This is a genomic window from Clostridium sp. UBA7791, assembly GCF_002480755.1.
GTDB classification, from domain to species: domain Bacteria; phylum Bacillota; class Clostridia; order Clostridiales; family Clostridiaceae; genus Clostridium_J; species Clostridium_J sulfidigenes.
In genome coordinates this window covers 1,387,074-1,403,732 of sequence record NZ_DLCT01000005.1, presented here as the reverse complement: position 1 = coordinate 1,403,732, position 16,659 = coordinate 1,387,074, and the positions used below count along the sequence as shown (strand labels likewise).

The 16,659-nt window shown below is 29.5% G+C and carries 15 protein-coding genes and 1 other RNA gene; 12 read left to right on the top strand and 4 right to left on the bottom strand.

The genetic code is table 11. The features are described from left to right. Positions 1–144: 144 nt before the first annotated feature. The 5 genes from B3Z56_RS12105 to B3Z56_RS12085 all read left to right on the top strand — a co-directional run bounded on the left by B3Z56_RS12105 (position 145) and on the right by B3Z56_RS12085 (position 3,137). Entirely contained in the window at positions 145–615 is a 471-nt protein-coding gene (locus tag B3Z56_RS12105) for a GNAT family N-acetyltransferase (protein ID WP_346878851.1), read from the top strand. 131 nt (positions 616–746) lie between these two features. After that, entirely contained in the window at positions 747–1,304 is a 558-nt protein-coding gene (locus tag B3Z56_RS12100; protein WP_346878850.1) for a hypothetical protein, read from the top strand. 147 nt (positions 1,305–1,451) lie between these two features. Next, positions 1,452–2,108: an HAD family phosphatase gene (locus B3Z56_RS12095; protein WP_346846887.1), complete on the top strand. Its 657-nt coding sequence runs from the start codon at positions 1,452–1,454 to the stop codon at positions 2,106–2,108. A 169-nt stretch (positions 2,109–2,277) separates the two neighbouring features. After that, entirely contained in the window at positions 2,278–2,418 is a 141-nt protein-coding gene (locus B3Z56_RS12090; RefSeq protein WP_346878849.1) for a hypothetical protein, read from the top strand. Positions 2,419–2,492: 74 nt separating this feature from the next. Further along, positions 2,493–3,137 carry a hypothetical protein gene (locus B3Z56_RS12085; RefSeq protein WP_346878848.1) on the top strand — a complete coding sequence of 215 codons (645 nt, stop codon included), beginning with the start codon at positions 2,493–2,495 and terminating at the stop codon, positions 3,135–3,137. A gap of 510 nt (positions 3,138–3,647) precedes the next feature. Here B3Z56_RS12085 and B3Z56_RS12080 read toward each other — a convergent pair. After that, a complete protein-coding gene (locus B3Z56_RS12080) occupies positions 3,648–4,019 on the bottom strand; it encodes a pyridoxamine 5'-phosphate oxidase family protein (protein ID WP_346876718.1) in 372 nt (123 codons plus the stop codon). Between the two features lie 206 nt (positions 4,020–4,225). Here B3Z56_RS12080 and B3Z56_RS12075 point away from each other — a divergent pair, with 206 nt between their 5' ends. The 4 genes from B3Z56_RS12075 (at position 4,226) to abc-f (ending at position 8,702) form a co-directional block, all read left to right on the top strand. Further along, entirely contained in the window at positions 4,226–4,729 is a 504-nt protein-coding gene (locus B3Z56_RS12075; RefSeq protein WP_346876717.1) for an Rrf2 family transcriptional regulator, read from the top strand. A 176-nt stretch (positions 4,730–4,905) separates the two neighbouring features. Continuing rightward, entirely contained in the window at positions 4,906–5,475 is a 570-nt protein-coding gene (locus B3Z56_RS12070) for an HD domain-containing protein (RefSeq protein ID WP_346878847.1), read from the top strand. 142 nt (positions 5,476–5,617) lie between these two features. Then, entirely contained in the window at positions 5,618–6,193 is a 576-nt protein-coding gene (locus B3Z56_RS12065) for a GNAT family N-acetyltransferase (protein ID WP_346878846.1), read from the top strand. Between the two features lie 532 nt (positions 6,194–6,725). Next, positions 6,726–8,702 (top strand): ribosomal protection-like ABC-F family protein, encoded by a 1,977-nt coding sequence (gene abc-f / locus B3Z56_RS12060; protein WP_346878845.1) that lies wholly within the window; start codon positions 6,726–6,728, stop codon positions 8,700–8,702. A gap of 170 nt (positions 8,703–8,872) precedes the next feature. Here abc-f and ssrS read toward each other — a convergent pair. Next, positions 8,873–9,065: non-coding RNA, 6S RNA (ssrS, locus tag B3Z56_RS12055), on the bottom strand. Between the two features lie 310 nt (positions 9,066–9,375). Here ssrS and B3Z56_RS12050 point away from each other — a divergent pair. Next, a complete protein-coding gene (locus tag B3Z56_RS12050; RefSeq protein ID WP_346878844.1) occupies positions 9,376–10,389 on the top strand; it encodes a type II CAAX endopeptidase family protein in 1,014 nt (337 codons plus the stop codon). A 214-nt stretch (positions 10,390–10,603) separates the two neighbouring features. Further along, positions 10,604–11,863 (top strand): cytochrome P450, encoded by a 1,260-nt coding sequence (locus tag B3Z56_RS12045; RefSeq protein ID WP_346848210.1) that lies wholly within the window; start codon positions 10,604–10,606, stop codon positions 11,861–11,863. 148 nt (positions 11,864–12,011) lie between these two features. Here the strand turns inward: B3Z56_RS12045 and B3Z56_RS12040 are convergent, their stop codons facing one another. Next, a complete protein-coding gene (locus B3Z56_RS12040; protein WP_346878843.1) occupies positions 12,012–12,569 on the bottom strand; it encodes a hypothetical protein in 558 nt (185 codons plus the stop codon). Between the two features lie 285 nt (positions 12,570–12,854). Between B3Z56_RS12040 and brxC the strand changes: the two genes are divergently transcribed. Continuing rightward, the gene (gene brxC / locus B3Z56_RS12035) at positions 12,855–16,385 is read left to right on the top strand and encodes a BREX system P-loop protein BrxC (protein WP_346878842.1); all 3,531 of its coding nucleotides are present in this window, start codon (positions 12,855–12,857) and stop codon (positions 16,383–16,385) included. Positions 16,386–16,518: 133 nt separating this feature from the next. Here the strand turns inward: brxC and B3Z56_RS12030 are convergent, their stop codons facing one another. Then, positions 16,519–16,659, bottom strand: coding sequence for a FeoB-associated Cys-rich membrane protein (locus tag B3Z56_RS12030; RefSeq protein ID WP_150845475.1), 141 nt, complete (start codon positions 16,657–16,659; stop codon positions 16,519–16,521).

Below are 16,659 nucleotides of genomic sequence, written 5' to 3'. Positions count from 1 at the left end.
CTTAAGCATCTCTTTAATGAGGTGCTTTTTATATATGAACAAACACTTTATTGTAATTATGTTACAATAAGTTTGTAGTCTTAAAACTACAAATTAACCGTTTTAAGACAATATATAACAATTTGCAAAGGAGGAGGGGATATTTTGAATTATGTTTTTATTCCTATGAATAAAGAATATGCAAATGAGATTGCATATAATTGGAAATATAATGGAGTATATTCATTCTATGACATGATAGCTGACGAAGAAGATTTAAAAGAATTTCTAAATGAAGATAATTGGGAAGGACATTATTTCGCAGTTCTTAATGATGAATGTGAGTTAATTGCTTATTACTCATACTACTTTGAAGGTGGTATTCTGTGGATAGGGTTTGGTCTAAAGCCTGAATTAACTGGAAGAGGGATCGGGGCTGAATTTGTAGTTGCTGGTATTAACTTTGGGATAAAAGAATTTGAGTATAAGAAAGATTATATTATGTTGGCAGTTGTCTCATTTAATAAGCGAGCAATAAAAGTATATGAGAACATAGGCTTCCAGTTTGTAGAGAAATATATGCAAAAAACAAATGGTGGAGAGTTTGAGTTTATTAAGATGAAAAAAATAATATAAATAACGCGGAAGAAAAGATTTGAAGTTATATTGTAACCTATTGAGAACTAGTGACCTTTTAAATTCGTATATAATTTATATTTATTTATGGTATAAGTTTAAATATTAGATATATGAAAGGGGTCAAATCAATGAAAAAAATTATTATAGGAATTTTAGCTCTATGCATTATTGGAGCTATAGCCGTAGCTATATATGTATCACATACAAAGACAAATATTTCTATTTGTAAGGAGACTACTAACCCAATACAGAATGATAATAGTCAGTACACTGAAGAAGAAGTTAAACGGGTTAAATTGTATGTTGCAGTTATGAGTGTAGCCTTTCAAATAGAGAATGGAGGAAACGGCTTCATTGCTGTACAAAAAGACACATTAGACGGACTTATAGAAGAAAAGGCAAAGGAAGATGTACTTGAAGGACTTAAAAGTCTAACAGAAAATGTATATTGGTATGAAGATGTTAAAGATGATAAATCACTTTTTGAATTTGATGACAATGGCATGATGTCAAGAACTTTAAATGGAACAATGCTTTCAATTAAAGTAGAGCAATTTAAGAATAATAAAGCTGTGGTTGAATCTACTTCCTGGTTTGGCAACTTAGGAGCAGTTTTCCCAAAATATAAAGCGGTCTATAAAAATGGTCAATGGGAATTAGAAGTTATAAGTATGGCTATATCATAACAATATTAATGAATAATTTTAATAGATACTGAATTAAAGCATCTCTTAAAGGAGGTGCTTTTTAATATATAGTCATACATATTATTGTAATTATGTTATAATAAGTTTACAATTGTATAACTTATATTTTAGGATGGTGTATTTAGAGTGAAAAATTTGAAACTTGTTTGTTTTGACTTGGATGATACTCTCATTAGAGAAATTCATTCCGTTATGTTGCCATGCATTTTAAATGGGAAAGAAAAAGAGCACTCTCTCATTCAAGAACAGGAAGAAAAAGGACTGCTTGACTATATATCAGCAGATTACCTTAGATCAGAATTGCTTTTAGGTCTTGAAGAACGTAAAATCGCTCAATCTTTTTTAGAGATTGCAAAACCTTTAAAAAATATCAAGAGTGTAGTTGAAGCATTACATGAACAAAATATTAAATGTATTGTTATTACTGTCGGTCCAAAGCAAGTAGCCAAAGTTGTATGTGATATTTGGGGATTTGATTATTATTATGGTAGTGATTATGAAGTAGTTGAAGGAGTATTTACTGGAAAAATCCTTAATTATATTGGGGCGGAACAAAAAATTGAGTGTTTACAAGATTTTTGTAGTAACAATAGTATTAAACCCGAAGAATGCATTGCTGTAGGTGATGGTTCAACAGATATTCCAATTTTTCAATACTGTGGAGGCTCTATCGCAATAAACAGCTCACCGAAAGTTAAAGAGAGTGCGATGTATGTAGTTGATACAGACGATTTAACGGACATTCTTAAGAGAATAGAGCTGGCAGATAGCTTTTATCACTAACATAGTTCTAATATAACAAACTAAATATTGTAATTATGTTACAATAAGTTTGTATAACTATATTTATAAATGAAAATTGTAAATTAGTACGAACATTATTCAATTAAATAAGAGCGATATACATTGAATAAACCCTAATATATATTGAAAATTTTAAGGTGGTAAAAGAATGAGGATGTTTCAAACATGTTTTTTTATAATTGGAATCATATTCTGGTTAATAATAGGACTTATAATAGCACTAAATTCTAATTGGCTTTTAGGCATTAAAAAAATGCAACGAAAGAAAAACATAGATATAATTATTTAGAAAGTTTTTCTAAAAGAAAAAGATGGGATATAAGTAAGGTTAGTCCATGGAAAGTTATTTGGTTTATAATCGTTATGGGCATAACAATTTACTTTCTTAAACCGAACTTTCTTGATATTCCTCAATTAATAACTGGAAAACTAAATTATGTCACTGGGGAAGTAGTAGAAATAAAACATTATAGCAAAGACCCAACAGACTATGTTTATCTGTCTACAGGAGAAGAGGTTGAATTTTTCTTTTCATCTGGTGTAAGTAAATATGATTTTTATAAAATAGGATATCTAACCCATACCCATAAAGCAATTTATTGTGAGAAAATCGTTTTGGGCAGTAATAATGAAAAGGCAGGAAAAGTTATAGGGTTTCCTTTTAAAGATATCTTGTTGTTCCTTGCTATACTAGGTGCAATATTCTTTTTAGCTTTTATTTCACAATTTATTAAATTGAAAGTATTCATACCAACAAATATAATTGCCATTCCGACATTTGCTTATTATTTTACAAAATATGGAATACAAAATGGTATTTGGTTTTCGTTTAAAAATGAAGGCATATTTGGTTTAATTATAGGAATTATATTTTCATTAATGATATTTTTTATATATTTACTTGAAAAACGACAGTCCGATGATTTCTATAAAACTTATTTTTGTGCTCAATTATTTTCGATTTGTGAAATAGGATTACTTATATGTGTAGTGTTTAATTTGGACTAAAATAAACTAATACTAAAAGAATATTTTTAAACTATATATCAGATAACTATTTCACAGTATTGCTCGGTTTTCAAATGACAAGTTAAAATCTAATTACTTCATATTTTTCTTATATTGTCTATAAGTCAATTGATATATTAAAATAAAAAAAATTATACTTTTACCTAATTTAGAACACATCTAGGTATATACATAACTATTTACATGTGAAAGTAAAGGAGAATATTTGACAAACAGAGGGTAGCATTTATTATGAAAAGGGTGTAAAACACTAATTTCTATTTGATAAAAAATGCCAATAGTTAGCTATTGCTCATTTGACAACCCAGGTAGTATTTAGTTTTGGTAAAGGTTCAATTTTAATTAGATAATATTTTGTATGAAGCATTTTTTTATTTTTGAATTAAGAAGTTAGAAAGAAGATGTAAAATTATATAAAAAATAAGGCCTAGAACTAATTCTAGGCCTTATTTTTCTTAGCATAGTTTCTCTGATTGAGTTTAATATTCTTTACAGTGTTTGTTTGCATGAGGTAACTGTAACTTCTAATGTTCTTGTAAGAAATGGGCATTTTTCTTTCATCTTCTTAAAGTTATCTCCATCTTTTAGGAATTTGGCGGTTCCTTCAAGTAAAAATCCAGTTCCCATATATTTGTATCCCATTACTTCTTTACTACCAAGAGTCAATTTAACTTTAGGGTTAGCATTAATATTTTCTTCTGTTTTAATCATAGCTGCTGCAGGAATTAAGATTTTATTTTCTTCTACAACAATTAAATAACTGTTCCATGTATTAGCGACATGAGCTGTATTATTTGCACAAGTAACAATAGAAACTACTCCTTCATGATTTAGTACCTCAAAAAATTTATCTGTAAACATTTCACATTCCTTCTTTCTTATAGATTATGGATAAGAATTATCGTGGACAATAGTTATCCTTAATAAGAATATAATTTTTTTTCCCTTTTGTCAATGGAGATATTTTGTAAGAGAGTACATATTTAATGGAACATGATTATCTTGAAGAAGAATAAATAATAGGATATTATTAATAAAAGACTATATATATCAAAGGAGTATGAAAAATGAAATTTTCAGTAGGAGTAGAATATGCAATACATTGTTTATTATATATGGTAAATTTAGAAGAAGGTAAATCTGTGGGAATAAAGGATTTGGCGACATTTCAAGGTATCTCAGAAACTTACTTATCAAAAGTATATGCAAAATTAAGTAAGTCAGGAATTGTAAAATCTATACCAGGTGTAAAAGGTGGTTATGCGCTAGCTCGTAGTGCAGAAGAAATAACATTTTGGGATGTTGTTGAAGCAGTAGAAGGAACTGAATCATTTTTTCAATGTGCAGAAATTAGACAAAAAAATATATTATTAGATAAAGAGAATTTGCCAGATACACATACCAAATGTCCTTGTTTAATAAAAGTTGTAATGTTAGAAGCAGAAGATGAAATGAAAAAATATTTAAATAATAAGACATTGGCATGGCTATATGATGAGGTATATAATAAAAAGCTTCCTAAAGAGGTGGAAAAAGTAACAATTGAATGGTTTAGTAATAGAAGGAAATAAAATAAGGTGAACTACACCTTAATAAGGTTCCATATTTTAGATCTTTTTCATTATATTTTAGGAAATCTATAATTTAAATTAACTTCATTTATTTACTTTTAGCCAAATAGGCGTGGTCTTATTTATATGTATTTGTTATAATATTCCACAAATAAAAATTCTAGGGAGACCTTCGTATGAATACAGCAACATTTCTAGAAATATTAACAGTAGCAGAAAAACTAAAATGCAATACTAGGCACTCATGGACATCGAGCGGACGCCATGAAAGTGTAGCAGAACATAGCTGGCGTACTGCATTAATGGCATTATTAATGCGTGATGAATTTCCAGAAATTGATATGAACAAGGTAATTCGTATGTGTTTGATTCATGATTTAGGTGAAGCCTTTACTGGTGATATTCCTACATTTGAGAAGAAAGAAGAAGATAGTGAAAAAGAGGATGAGATGTTTTTCAAATGGATCGCAACCTTCCATACTCCTTATCGTGAGGAATTCACAGAACTTTTAAAGGAAATGAATGAACTTGAGACTGATGAAGCAAAGCTTTATAAAGCTTTAGACAATTTAGAAGCAGTCATTCAGCATAACGAGGCGGATATTAGTACTTGGATTCCGCTAGAATATGACTTGCAACTTACTTATGGTGCGGATAAGGTGGAATTCTCTCCTTATTTAAGAGAGCTGAAGAAAGAAATTGACCAAAGAACGAAAGAAAAAATAGCTCATAAGAATGAAGCTTAGTTTTTTAGAATAAATAACAGTGACTTATAGGGTGAATTTTTATTCACCCTATAAAATTATCATTGAACTTTTTATATATTGAGTTATAATTAGGTAAAGTTGTAATTTACCTAAAAATATAATTTTAAAAGGAGTAGTTGTTGTGAGAAAGCTTTTGTTAATAGGTGAAAGAATTTATTTAGAAACACTTACAACCAAAGTTAGTGCAAAAACCCTTCAAGAAAACATAAATGATTTTGATCAGACAAGATATATGCATGAAGTTCCATACCCATATACTTTAGAAGATGCTGAAAGCTATATAAAGTACTTAAATTCTATAAAAGATGATTCTTGCATTGAACTGGGTATTTTCAATAGAAATACAGATGACTTTATAGGAGTTGTTTCCTTAAGTAATATTAATTATCAATATGAAAATGGAGAAATTGGATATTGGATAAGAAAAAAATTTTGGAATAAGGGTTATACCAAAGAAGCAGCACAAATGCTTATTAGGTATGCATTTCAGGAACTAAAGTTAGCTAGGATATATGCAACTTTACAAAAGGAGAATACAGGCTCTTTAGCTTTATTAACCAGTTTAGGATTTCAAGTAGAAGGATTAATGAGAAAAAGTGTTAAAAATAAGGGGAAACTAGTTGATAGATATATGTGTTCACTACTTAGAGAAGAATATGATGATACCCATGAAAATGCACAGAAAATCATAGTATAGGTCTTAAATTGGTGGATTTAAATAGCTATGTTGATACAGTTTTTAAATGTATTTACATAATATATTAAAAATGGTATAATAAAAAAAACGCCAAGAGGAGGAAGTAAGTTATGAAACCAGCTATTTGCTAATATTAATTTTAATTTAATAATTAATATATTTTATAATGAGTTTTAATTTACCTAATTATATTTAGGTTTTGTTGTTGTGCTCTTTATGGAATAAGGCATTTAGAAGGTAACTTACTTTATTGAAATTAAATACTATAATTTATAATATTTCAATAAGCTTTAACTATTGGAGAAAAAGCTTTGAAGAGTTATATAATGGGATATATAACATAATAATATGTTTTTAACCTATATCTTATTTAAGTAAATTATAATAGTATTAGAGTATTTCTGACTGTAAGAAGAAACCATCTTCTTACAGTTTTTTATTTTTAAATAATAAAAAGTTATAATAATTAAGGTGTTTTTGTGCCTATCCATGAAATGCATAATTAGAATTATTGATGGAAGAAGGAATTTTTATGTTCGAATTAACATTAGATGGTGTAAAAAAATATATGGATGCAACTCTTGTTCTTAAAAATATATCCTTTCAGATTTTTTCAGGAGAAAAAGTTGGTATAGTAGGGGTTAATGGAAGTGGAAAGAGTACTGTTCTTAAGTTAATAGCAGGAGTGTTACCAATGAATTATTGTATTGGGTATCCGGGAGCTACAAGTCCAGGATATGATGAAGGTTTCATTTGTAAGCCTAGAGAAGCTACTTGTGCATACCTTGAGCAAATTCCTAAGTATGAAGATGGCATAAAGGTTATTGATGTTCTAAAATTAGCTTTTGAAGAAGTTTATAGCATAGAGAATAAAATGCGTGAATTAGAAGATAGAATGAAGTTTTTAGAAGATAATAATTTAGAAAAAGCTCTGAAGCAGTATAGCCAATTAGTTGAATTATATGAAGTTAAAGATGGATACAATACAGAAGAAAAATTAAGTAGGATTTGTACTGGGTTAAAATTAGATGAAAGCTTTTTAAATAAAGAATTTAATTTATTAAGTGGTGGCGAAAAAACTACGGTTGTCCTTGGCAAACTGCTCATAGATAACCCAGATATATTACTACTAGATGAGCCTACAAATCATCTGGATATGGAGTCAACTGAATGGCTTGAAGCTTATCTTAAAAGCTACAATGGTATTGTAATTATTGTATCTCATGATAGATACTTTTTAGATAATGTGGTAACAAAGATTATAGAAATAGAGGATATGGAAAGTAAGACTTATAAAGGAAATTATTCTGATTTTTCAAAGCAAAAAGAAGAGAATATCCTTGAACAATTTCACCAATATAAGGAGCAGCAAAAGGAGATTAAGAATCTACAGAACGCTATAAAGGAGTTAAGGGATTGGGCAGCTAGGGTAGATAATAATAAATTCTTTAAACGAGCTGCTAGTCTACAAAAAAAGCTTGATAAAATGAAAAGTAGTGATACTGAAAGTGATAAACTTTATCGAACCAGGGGTCAATATGTAAGAACTGAAAAACCAAAGTTTGAAAGAAAGAATATGAAGCTTAACTTTAAAGATGGTGAACGATCTGGTAATGAGACAATTAAGGCTAAAGGGCTTTCTAAATCTTTTGATGATAAGGTTATTTTAAGAGATGTAGATTTATTGATTCATTTCGGTGAAAGAGCAGCATTAATTGGCCCAAACGGTAGTGGTAAAACTACTTTCTTGAAAATGCTTTTAGATGAAGAAAAGCCAGATTCTGGTGTAGTGGAATTAGGTGCTAATGTAATGGCTGCATATTTACCACAGAAAATCACCTTTAAAAATGAGGAGTTTACTGTACTAGAGTGCTTTAGAGAAGATATTTCAATACTTGAAGGTCAAGCACGTGAATATCTATCAAAATTCATGTTTTATGGGAATAGTGTATTTAAAAAAATAAAGCATTTATCTGGGGGAGAGAGAATAAGACTAAAACTAGGTAAGCTATTATATGAAGACGTGAATTTATTGATATTGGATGAGCCTACTAATCATCTTGATATTGACTCCATAGAAAACTTCGAAGAAGCTCTAGAAGATTTTAAAGGAACTATATTTTTCATATCCCACGATAGATATTTTATTAATAAAATAAGTGAAAGAGTAATTGCCATTGAAGATAATGGTTTTAAAAGCTATCCTGGAAATTATGATTATTATAAAAATGTAAAAGAACAGCTTAAGCTACAGGAGATCAAAGAGCCAGTGATAAAACAGGAAAAAGTTAAGAAACCTAAAAAGGTTGATGAGGATAAACAGAAGGAAGTGGAAAAGGCTAAGGTTGAAAGAATCATTGAAGTCCTTGAAAATGAAATAAAGGATATTGATGTTGCCATGACTGATGAAAAGTTGGATTATGAAAATCTTAATAAGTTATACTGCAAAAAAGAAGAGTTAAGTAGTAAGCGTGATGAAGCTATGGAATTGTGGGTAAGTTTAAATTAATACCTATGGGTAACTGTAATTAGATTAGTGGAAAGTTGTAGAAATCGTTATCTAGGGACGTAACTTCTCTTTACTACCATTTTGAAGAAGATGGAAGTATTAGAGCTGATATTCATCGGATAAAACAAAAAGCCAATGCTTAAGACTATAAGCTTGGCTTAAATTTTAATATAAAATCCAAAATACCGGTACTCTAATTTTGAAGCCTATCTCACGATAGGTGGGTGTCCTCACAGATGTCTCAATCGCCCTCAATGCCGTGAAAAGGACTCACAAGAAGGTACATTTCCTCATTTAAATATTGAACTCCCTAAAATTAAATGTAGGTTCAAAATAAGAGCTTAACGCATATTCCAGAAATTTAACTTTTTATTTATTAGTCATTTCCTTGGTGTGAGATTATAATATCATATTTTAGTTTAATGTACAATATATTTTTTTATGGTAAATTAATCCTTTGATGTTTTACTTTAATTTAACGTAAATACCATGATTTGTATATATTTAGTAATTTTGATATAATGAAATTGTTGAATATTTATGTTTTTTATTTATTATATTTTAAGGTAGCAACTTAGTTATATGAGGTAAAAACTTAGTTATATAATGAAATTACATAAATATTCATATAACTTGTCTTAGTATAACAGTAATAAATATAAGGAGAGTATTTATGGACAATTTGGATAAGCAACACAGTGGCAAAGGTACTGTTATTATATTCTTTATAGTATGTTTTGGAATGACAGCATTAATGGGATTTTTAATGGCTTTTGCATATTCTAAAGGGGCTGTAGGTGCATTTCCCCTCGTACAAATGTATTACCCATCCATGGGAGTTATGTTTGCATTCTTATGTAACAAGGAAATAAGAACAAGGGCACCTAAAAAGTTTTTTGGAGTATTTTTGATTTTCTCAATGGTATCAGTAATTATACTTTCTATACAGACCTTTACTGGATATGGTGAGCCAGAGATTGTAGCTGGAATATTAGTCACAGCAGGAAGTTTTCTGGGACTTATTATGCTAGGTATTGAAGATAGCAAAACCAGGGAAGAGTTTGGACTTAGCATAAAAAAGAATGGTAAGAAATCATTATTCTATATTCTTATTTTTGTTGTACTTTACTTATTAGCAAATTTAATATCCTGTGCTATAAGTGGATCCCTTGATGATTTTTTTACATACCTTAAGTATCCGACTATTTTTAAATTACTTCTGCTTTTACCATTAAATTTTTTATTTACTTATTTTCTTTTCTTTGGAGAGGAATACGGATGGAGGTATTTCTTACAACCAGTACTTCAGGACAAGTTTGGTAAAAGATGGGGTGTACTTTTACTTGGAGTAATTTGGGGACTTTGGCATCTCCCAATAAATTTATTTTATTATAGTCCAGAGACCTCTTTTTATAGCATAGTTACTCAGCTTATAGTTTGTATATGTTACTCTGTTTTCTTTGGCTATGTATATCTTAAGACGGAAAATATTTGGGCTGTGTCCATGATACATTATTTAAACAATAATCTTGGTTTTCTACTCTTTGGTGCAGATGGTTCAAATACTGTTATTAGGTGGCAAGATGTTCTTTTGTCCTTTGTGATTTTTAGTATTATTTATTTGCCATTTTTAGCTACAAAAGAATATAGAAAGAAAACTCATATTTCAGAAGAAATAAATGAATAGGAATATATAAAGATACCCACCCAAACTACATAGGTGTATATCTTTATATTTATCTTTAATGTACACTAATAGTTATAGTAAAAAGCCAGTGCTTATGATTTTAAATTAAGCATTGGCTTTATAATTTTTAAATAAAAATCTATTGAATTTGAGTTTCACGAATATTTTTAGATAGTGTGGGAAATATAGGTGGATAGAAAGGGGTAGATAGTAGATGATAATAGATGAAGTTGATAAAAAAGATAAAGATATAGAGAGTTTTTTTAATTTATCTCGGGAAGGATATATGTTTATAAAAAATAGAATGGATCAGTTTAAGACTAATATTTTTGAGACTCGACTATTAGGGAAAAAAGTTATTTGCATTAGTGGGGGAGAAGGAGCAAAAATATTTTATGACCAAGAACGATTTAAAAAAAATAATGCATTACCCAAACGAATCCAAAAAACATTATTTGGTATGAATGCCATTCAAACAATGGATGGAGAAGAACATCTTCATAGAAAGAAACTTTTCATGGCCTTAATGACACCATTTCATGGGGAACAATTAGCAAAACTTGTATCAGAGGATTTGGAAGCTAGTATTGATAAGTGGAAAGTCAATGATGAAGTCATACTTTTTCAAGAATCTAAAGAGATTTTATGTAGAGTTGCATGCAAGTGGGCTGGAGTTCCGCTAATAGAATCTGATGTTAAAGAGAGAGCTGAGGATTTTAGTGCAATGGTTGATGCATTTGGAGCAGTTGGACCACGTCACTGGAAAGGCAGAATTGCAAGAAACAAATCTGAAGAGTGGATAGTTGGTATAATAAAAGATGTACGATCTTACAAGCTAAAGGTAGAAGAAGATTCAGCACTTTATTCAATGGCTTTTCATAAAGATCTTCATGGTAAAGAACTTAGTGACGAAATGGCAGCAATAGAACTTATAAACGTACTAAGACCCATTGTTGCTATTTCAACTTTTATTACATTTACAGCTTTAGCTCTATATAAACATCCAGAATATAAAGAAAAGCTATTAAAAGGTGGTAGTGATTATCTTGAAATGTTCATACAAGAAGTGCGCCGCTACTATCCATTTACACCTTTTCTTGGTGGGATAGTAAAAAAGGATTTCAATTGGAGTAATTATGAATTTAAAGAAGGAATGCTTGTATTACTTGATGTATATGGCACGAATCACGATTCTAGAATTTGGGATAAACCCTATGAGTTTTGCCCAGAGCGTTTTAAGGAATGGGAGGATAACTTATTTAATTTCATACCTCAAGGTGGAGGTAATCCCTTTAAGGGACATCGCTGCCCTGGGGAGAATATCACTATGGAAATAATGAAAGCATACCTTGATTTTCTTGTTAACAAAATTGAGTTTGAAACTCCTGATCAAGATTTAACTTATAGTTTAGTAAGAATGCCTACATTACCTAAAAGTGGATTTGTAATTAAGAATGTGCGAAGAAAATCATAGGATTTTAATAAATATTGAGCATGTACTAGCAATAATACTAAATTACATGCTCAACACTTTATAAAGAATAGTGAATGATTTTAAGACTAAATATATAAGTTGTTTACAGATATCAAGGTGTTAACAAATACTTTTTTATTAAGAAATTTTATGAGGTAATAAAGCTATCTTTACAACTACTAAAATATTGCATGGTTTTTACTAAGAAAACTATACCAAAAATAAATAACCCTAACACATATAAGATATTTATTACAGGTATAAATATTACTATAAAAGCTAATATACTTGCAATAGTTAATGCTTTATATTGATTCCACCTATCATCAGCTTCTTCAGCTAACATATGTTCATCATGATTGTTAAGCATTTCTTTCATACCCATGAATAAATTGTATATTACATATAAGGTTAATATTAAGGAAGCTAATCCTACTAGAATACCAAATGGTCCTAAAATTCCAAAGGTGATACCACCGTTATTGTTTTTAACTTCATATATTGAAAAAATAGAAAGTATTAGGGTAAAGATATTTAATGTTGAAGCCTTTGAAAAATGCTCGCTATGCTCTTTAAGCTGACTAAATGCCATAGCAAATAGTATAAATCCAATTACATCGGGGAGTATATCAAAACCACAAATTCTAAAGTTTAAAGATATAAACAAGAATCCCCAAAAAAAATTATTTAATCCCTTTTCTATCATTTTATGCACCCCTTATTATTTCTTATTAACTATAGCTGTACCCCTTTCTATTTCCATAAGCATATGGAAATATTCTCTTACTTATATTAAATCATATGCAATATAGTATGTAAATAATGTTTAAGATTACATTATTAACCATAGAATTCGTATATGATTTATATTAATGTCTACAGCTAGTTGTAATATGGTATAATATTAAAGCAAGTTTACATAAGGCTTAAGTGAAAAGCCTGTTTATAACCTAGGTCTAGGAATAAGTTAATAGTAACCAGGGGGAACAAAATGAACATAAAGTTAAAGGATTTATTTGAGAAAGAAATTAATAGAGATATAAAAGGTGTAATTAAGGTAGGTCAATGTGACCAGGAGAATATAAAGCAGGAACTTGAAGAATACGTGATTACGGATGAGCTACGTAGTAATTTTAATGAGTTTTTTGAGGCATACAGCAGAGACATATTAGATAGTACTGATAGGATTGGAGTATGGATTTCAGGATTTTTCGGTAGCGGTAAATCTCATTTTTTAAAGATTTTATCCTATGTTTTATCTAATGAAACCATAGGAAATAAAAGTACTTTAGACTATTTTTATAGTAAGGAACTACAGGATTCTACCCTAAGGAATATGGAGCTTATAAATAACCAATCTACAGATACTATCCTTTTTAATATAGATTCTAAGTCTGACCGGGCTTCAGAATCCCATAGGGATGCTATTGTTAATGTACTTAATAGGGTTTTCAATGAAATGCAGGGTTTTTGTGGATCTATGCCTTGGATTGCTGATATGGAAAGACAGATGACTGAAGATGGGGTATATGAAGATTTTAAAGAAGTGTTTCATCATATATCAGGAAAACCTTGGACTCAGGGTAGGGAAGATTTTTATTATGAAGAGGATGCCTTAATAGAGGCTTTATCAAAGGCTACTAAGATGAGTGAAGATGCTGCAAGAAACTGGTATAGTAAATGTGAAGAAAATTATTCCTTAACTATAGATAAGTTTTCTTCTAGGGTTAGGGAGTATTGTGATTTAAAGGGAAATAATCATCATGTGGTATTTTTAATAGATGAAATTGGCCAATATTTAGGAGAAGATACTCAGCTTATGCTAAATCTTCAGACAGTGGTGGAGGATTTAGGTAGCAAATGTGAAGGTAGATGCTGGGTTATTGTTACATCTCAAGAGGATTTAGATGTGTTTACTTTAGGTAAAGGCAATGACTTTTCTAAGATTCAAGGAAGGTTTAATACAAGATTGTCATTATCTTCTGCTAATGTGGATGAAGTAATTAAAAAACGTATTTTGAGAAAAAAAACTCAGGCAATGGAGATGCTACAAAGTCTATATGAGGAGAGAGAATCTTTTATTAGAAATCTTTTAACCTTCACCACAGATACTGTGGACATGAAATTATATAAGGACATGGATAATTTTGCACAGGTTTATCCCTTTGTACCTTATCAGTTTAACTTATTACAACATGTTTTTAATGGCATAAGAAGCCATGGAGTAGCTGGAAGAAGCTTGTCTAAAGGCGAGAGAAGTTTACTGGGAGCGTATAAGCAAGTGGCAGTTGAGTATATGGACAAAAACATAGGAACCTTAATTCCATTCTCAGCTTTTTATAATACTATAGAGACTTTTTTAGACCCTTCTATTAGAACAGTTATTGGTTATGCTGAAAATAATGAAAAGCTAAATAGCTATGATGTTAAAGTCCTTAAATTACTATTCCTTATAAAATATGCTAGGGGAATAAAGGGTAATATTGAGAACTTATCTACTCTTTTAATAGATAATATAGAAGCCTCAAAGAAAGAAGTTAAGGAGCAGGTGCAAGAGTCATTAAGTAAACTTATCAGAGAAACTCTGGTTGAAAAAAATGGTGATGAATTTGTATTTTTAACAATTCAGGAACAAGAGGTAAATAAAGAGATAAAAAATATGACAATTGATAGTGGAGAGATTGCTCAAAGGATAGGTGAGATAGTTTTTGAACATATATATGAAAATTCTAAGTTTGCCTATTCTAAAATTTATTCTTTTAGTTTTAATAAGTTAATAGATGAAAAGGTAAGAGGGTCTAAAAAAAATCCTGTAGGAATTAGGATTATAACTGCTAATTATAATTTAGTAGAAGGGGTTAGTAAAAATTATCTTAAGGAATTATCTGATAGAGAAAATAATGTGATAATTGATATATCAAACCAGGATAATTATATAGAGGAAATTGAAAATATACTTAAAATAGAGGGTTATATAAGGCTTAAAGGTACCCTAATATCAACTATTCACATGGAGGATATTAAGATAAAAAAAACTAAGGAAAGAGAACTCAGGTTAAAAAGGGCTAAATTCTTAATAGAGGAAGCTTTAAGGTGGTCAGATATATATGTAAGTGGCTCTCTTTTAAACATTAAGGTAAAAGGTTTAGTGAGTAGAATCAATGAGGGATTAAGAACCCTTGTAGATTCAAGGTTTAACAAAATAAACTACATTACAGAGTTTATATATAATAGTAGGGAACTATATAATATAGTGGAAGCTGATACTCGTCAAAGAAGTATAGAAGATAATGAGGCAAATAAATTAGCCTTGGAGGAAGTAAATAATTATATATTAACTAGTACCATGAGAAGTATTAAATTAACGGTGAAAAGCATATTAGCTAGATTTACAAGTCCACCCTATGGTTGGAAGGACCTAGATATTCAAGGGATACTCCTGAAGCTATTTAAAAAGCAATATATAAGTATTATATATGCTAATGAGGTAGTGTCTTCTAATAGCAATGATATAGTAGATTACCTAGTTAAGGGAGAGTATGAAGAAAAGGTTATAGTTATTAGTAGAGAAAAGGTACCTAGTAAATATATAGATGCAGCTAGGGAGTTAATTAAAGAACTCTTTGGAGGAGCCTCTATACCTAATGATGAAGAACTTCTAATGAAGTATTTCAAAGAATTAGGCAAAGAAGAACTTAAGAAAATTAAGGATATGAATTTTAATTATTCAATAAATAAAGATTATCCTGGAAAAGAAATAGTATTTCTAGGTGAAAAGTTATTTGAAGGTCTACTTAATATAGATGACATCCAAGAATTTTTTAAGTATGTCTATGATTTAGAAGAAGAATTCCTAGACTATATAGATTATGTTGATAATATAAAGGGATTTTTTTATAGAAAAGAAAACAATACAGTTGACTTAAATGTAAGAGGAGAGCAGAGAATAATCTTTGATGCGGCTACAGACATCCTTAATTCCTTTGAAGAAAATAAGGAATTTATATATGATTCTGAAATAGAAGGACTAGTAGAAGAACTATATGGTATTTTAAGGATGAAAGAGCCATATAACAGGATTCCTCAGCTACCAACACTTATAGAAAAGTATAATAATAGGGTGTTAGATCTATTAAATAAAGATATAACTCCAGCAATAGAATTTATTAAAGCTTGTAAGGATGAAATTATAGAAAACTTGAAGGGCTATGATTTCTATAATGAATTTGAAGCTAAAATTAATGAAGACTTTGAAAACCTTACTAAGAAAACTCTATGTTCAAAGAGTTTTCCAGTTATATTATCAATGTATAAACTTGGAGAGAAACTAAAGTTAAGGTGGTTAAATGAAATTACTTTAGAAACTGGAAGAGAAAACATTGCTAAAGTACTTAGTGTGATGGAATTGGTTAAGGATGAAAAGGCTATAAAAAATCATGAGGACATAGAATTATTATTAGAAAACTTAAGAAAGCGATTAAAAGAAGAGTTGAAGGAAGATACAACAATAAGATTAGTTTAAACCATAATTTAAATAAAAGATTATATTTTCAGAAATATTTTCAATAAAAAAACTGAAATCAAATCTTGATTTCAGTTTTTTTGATAGGACAATCACAAAATAGAGTTATCTATTTTGCGAAAGCCCCTTTATTTTATCTATGACACTTGCTAGCCTGGGAGCAGCCTGAGCAACCACAGCCACAACCGTCACCTTTAGAGTGTTTTTTTAATTGTTTTACTGATACTAATATCATAGCACCTATAACTACAGCACCTATTAAAAATGTTGCCAT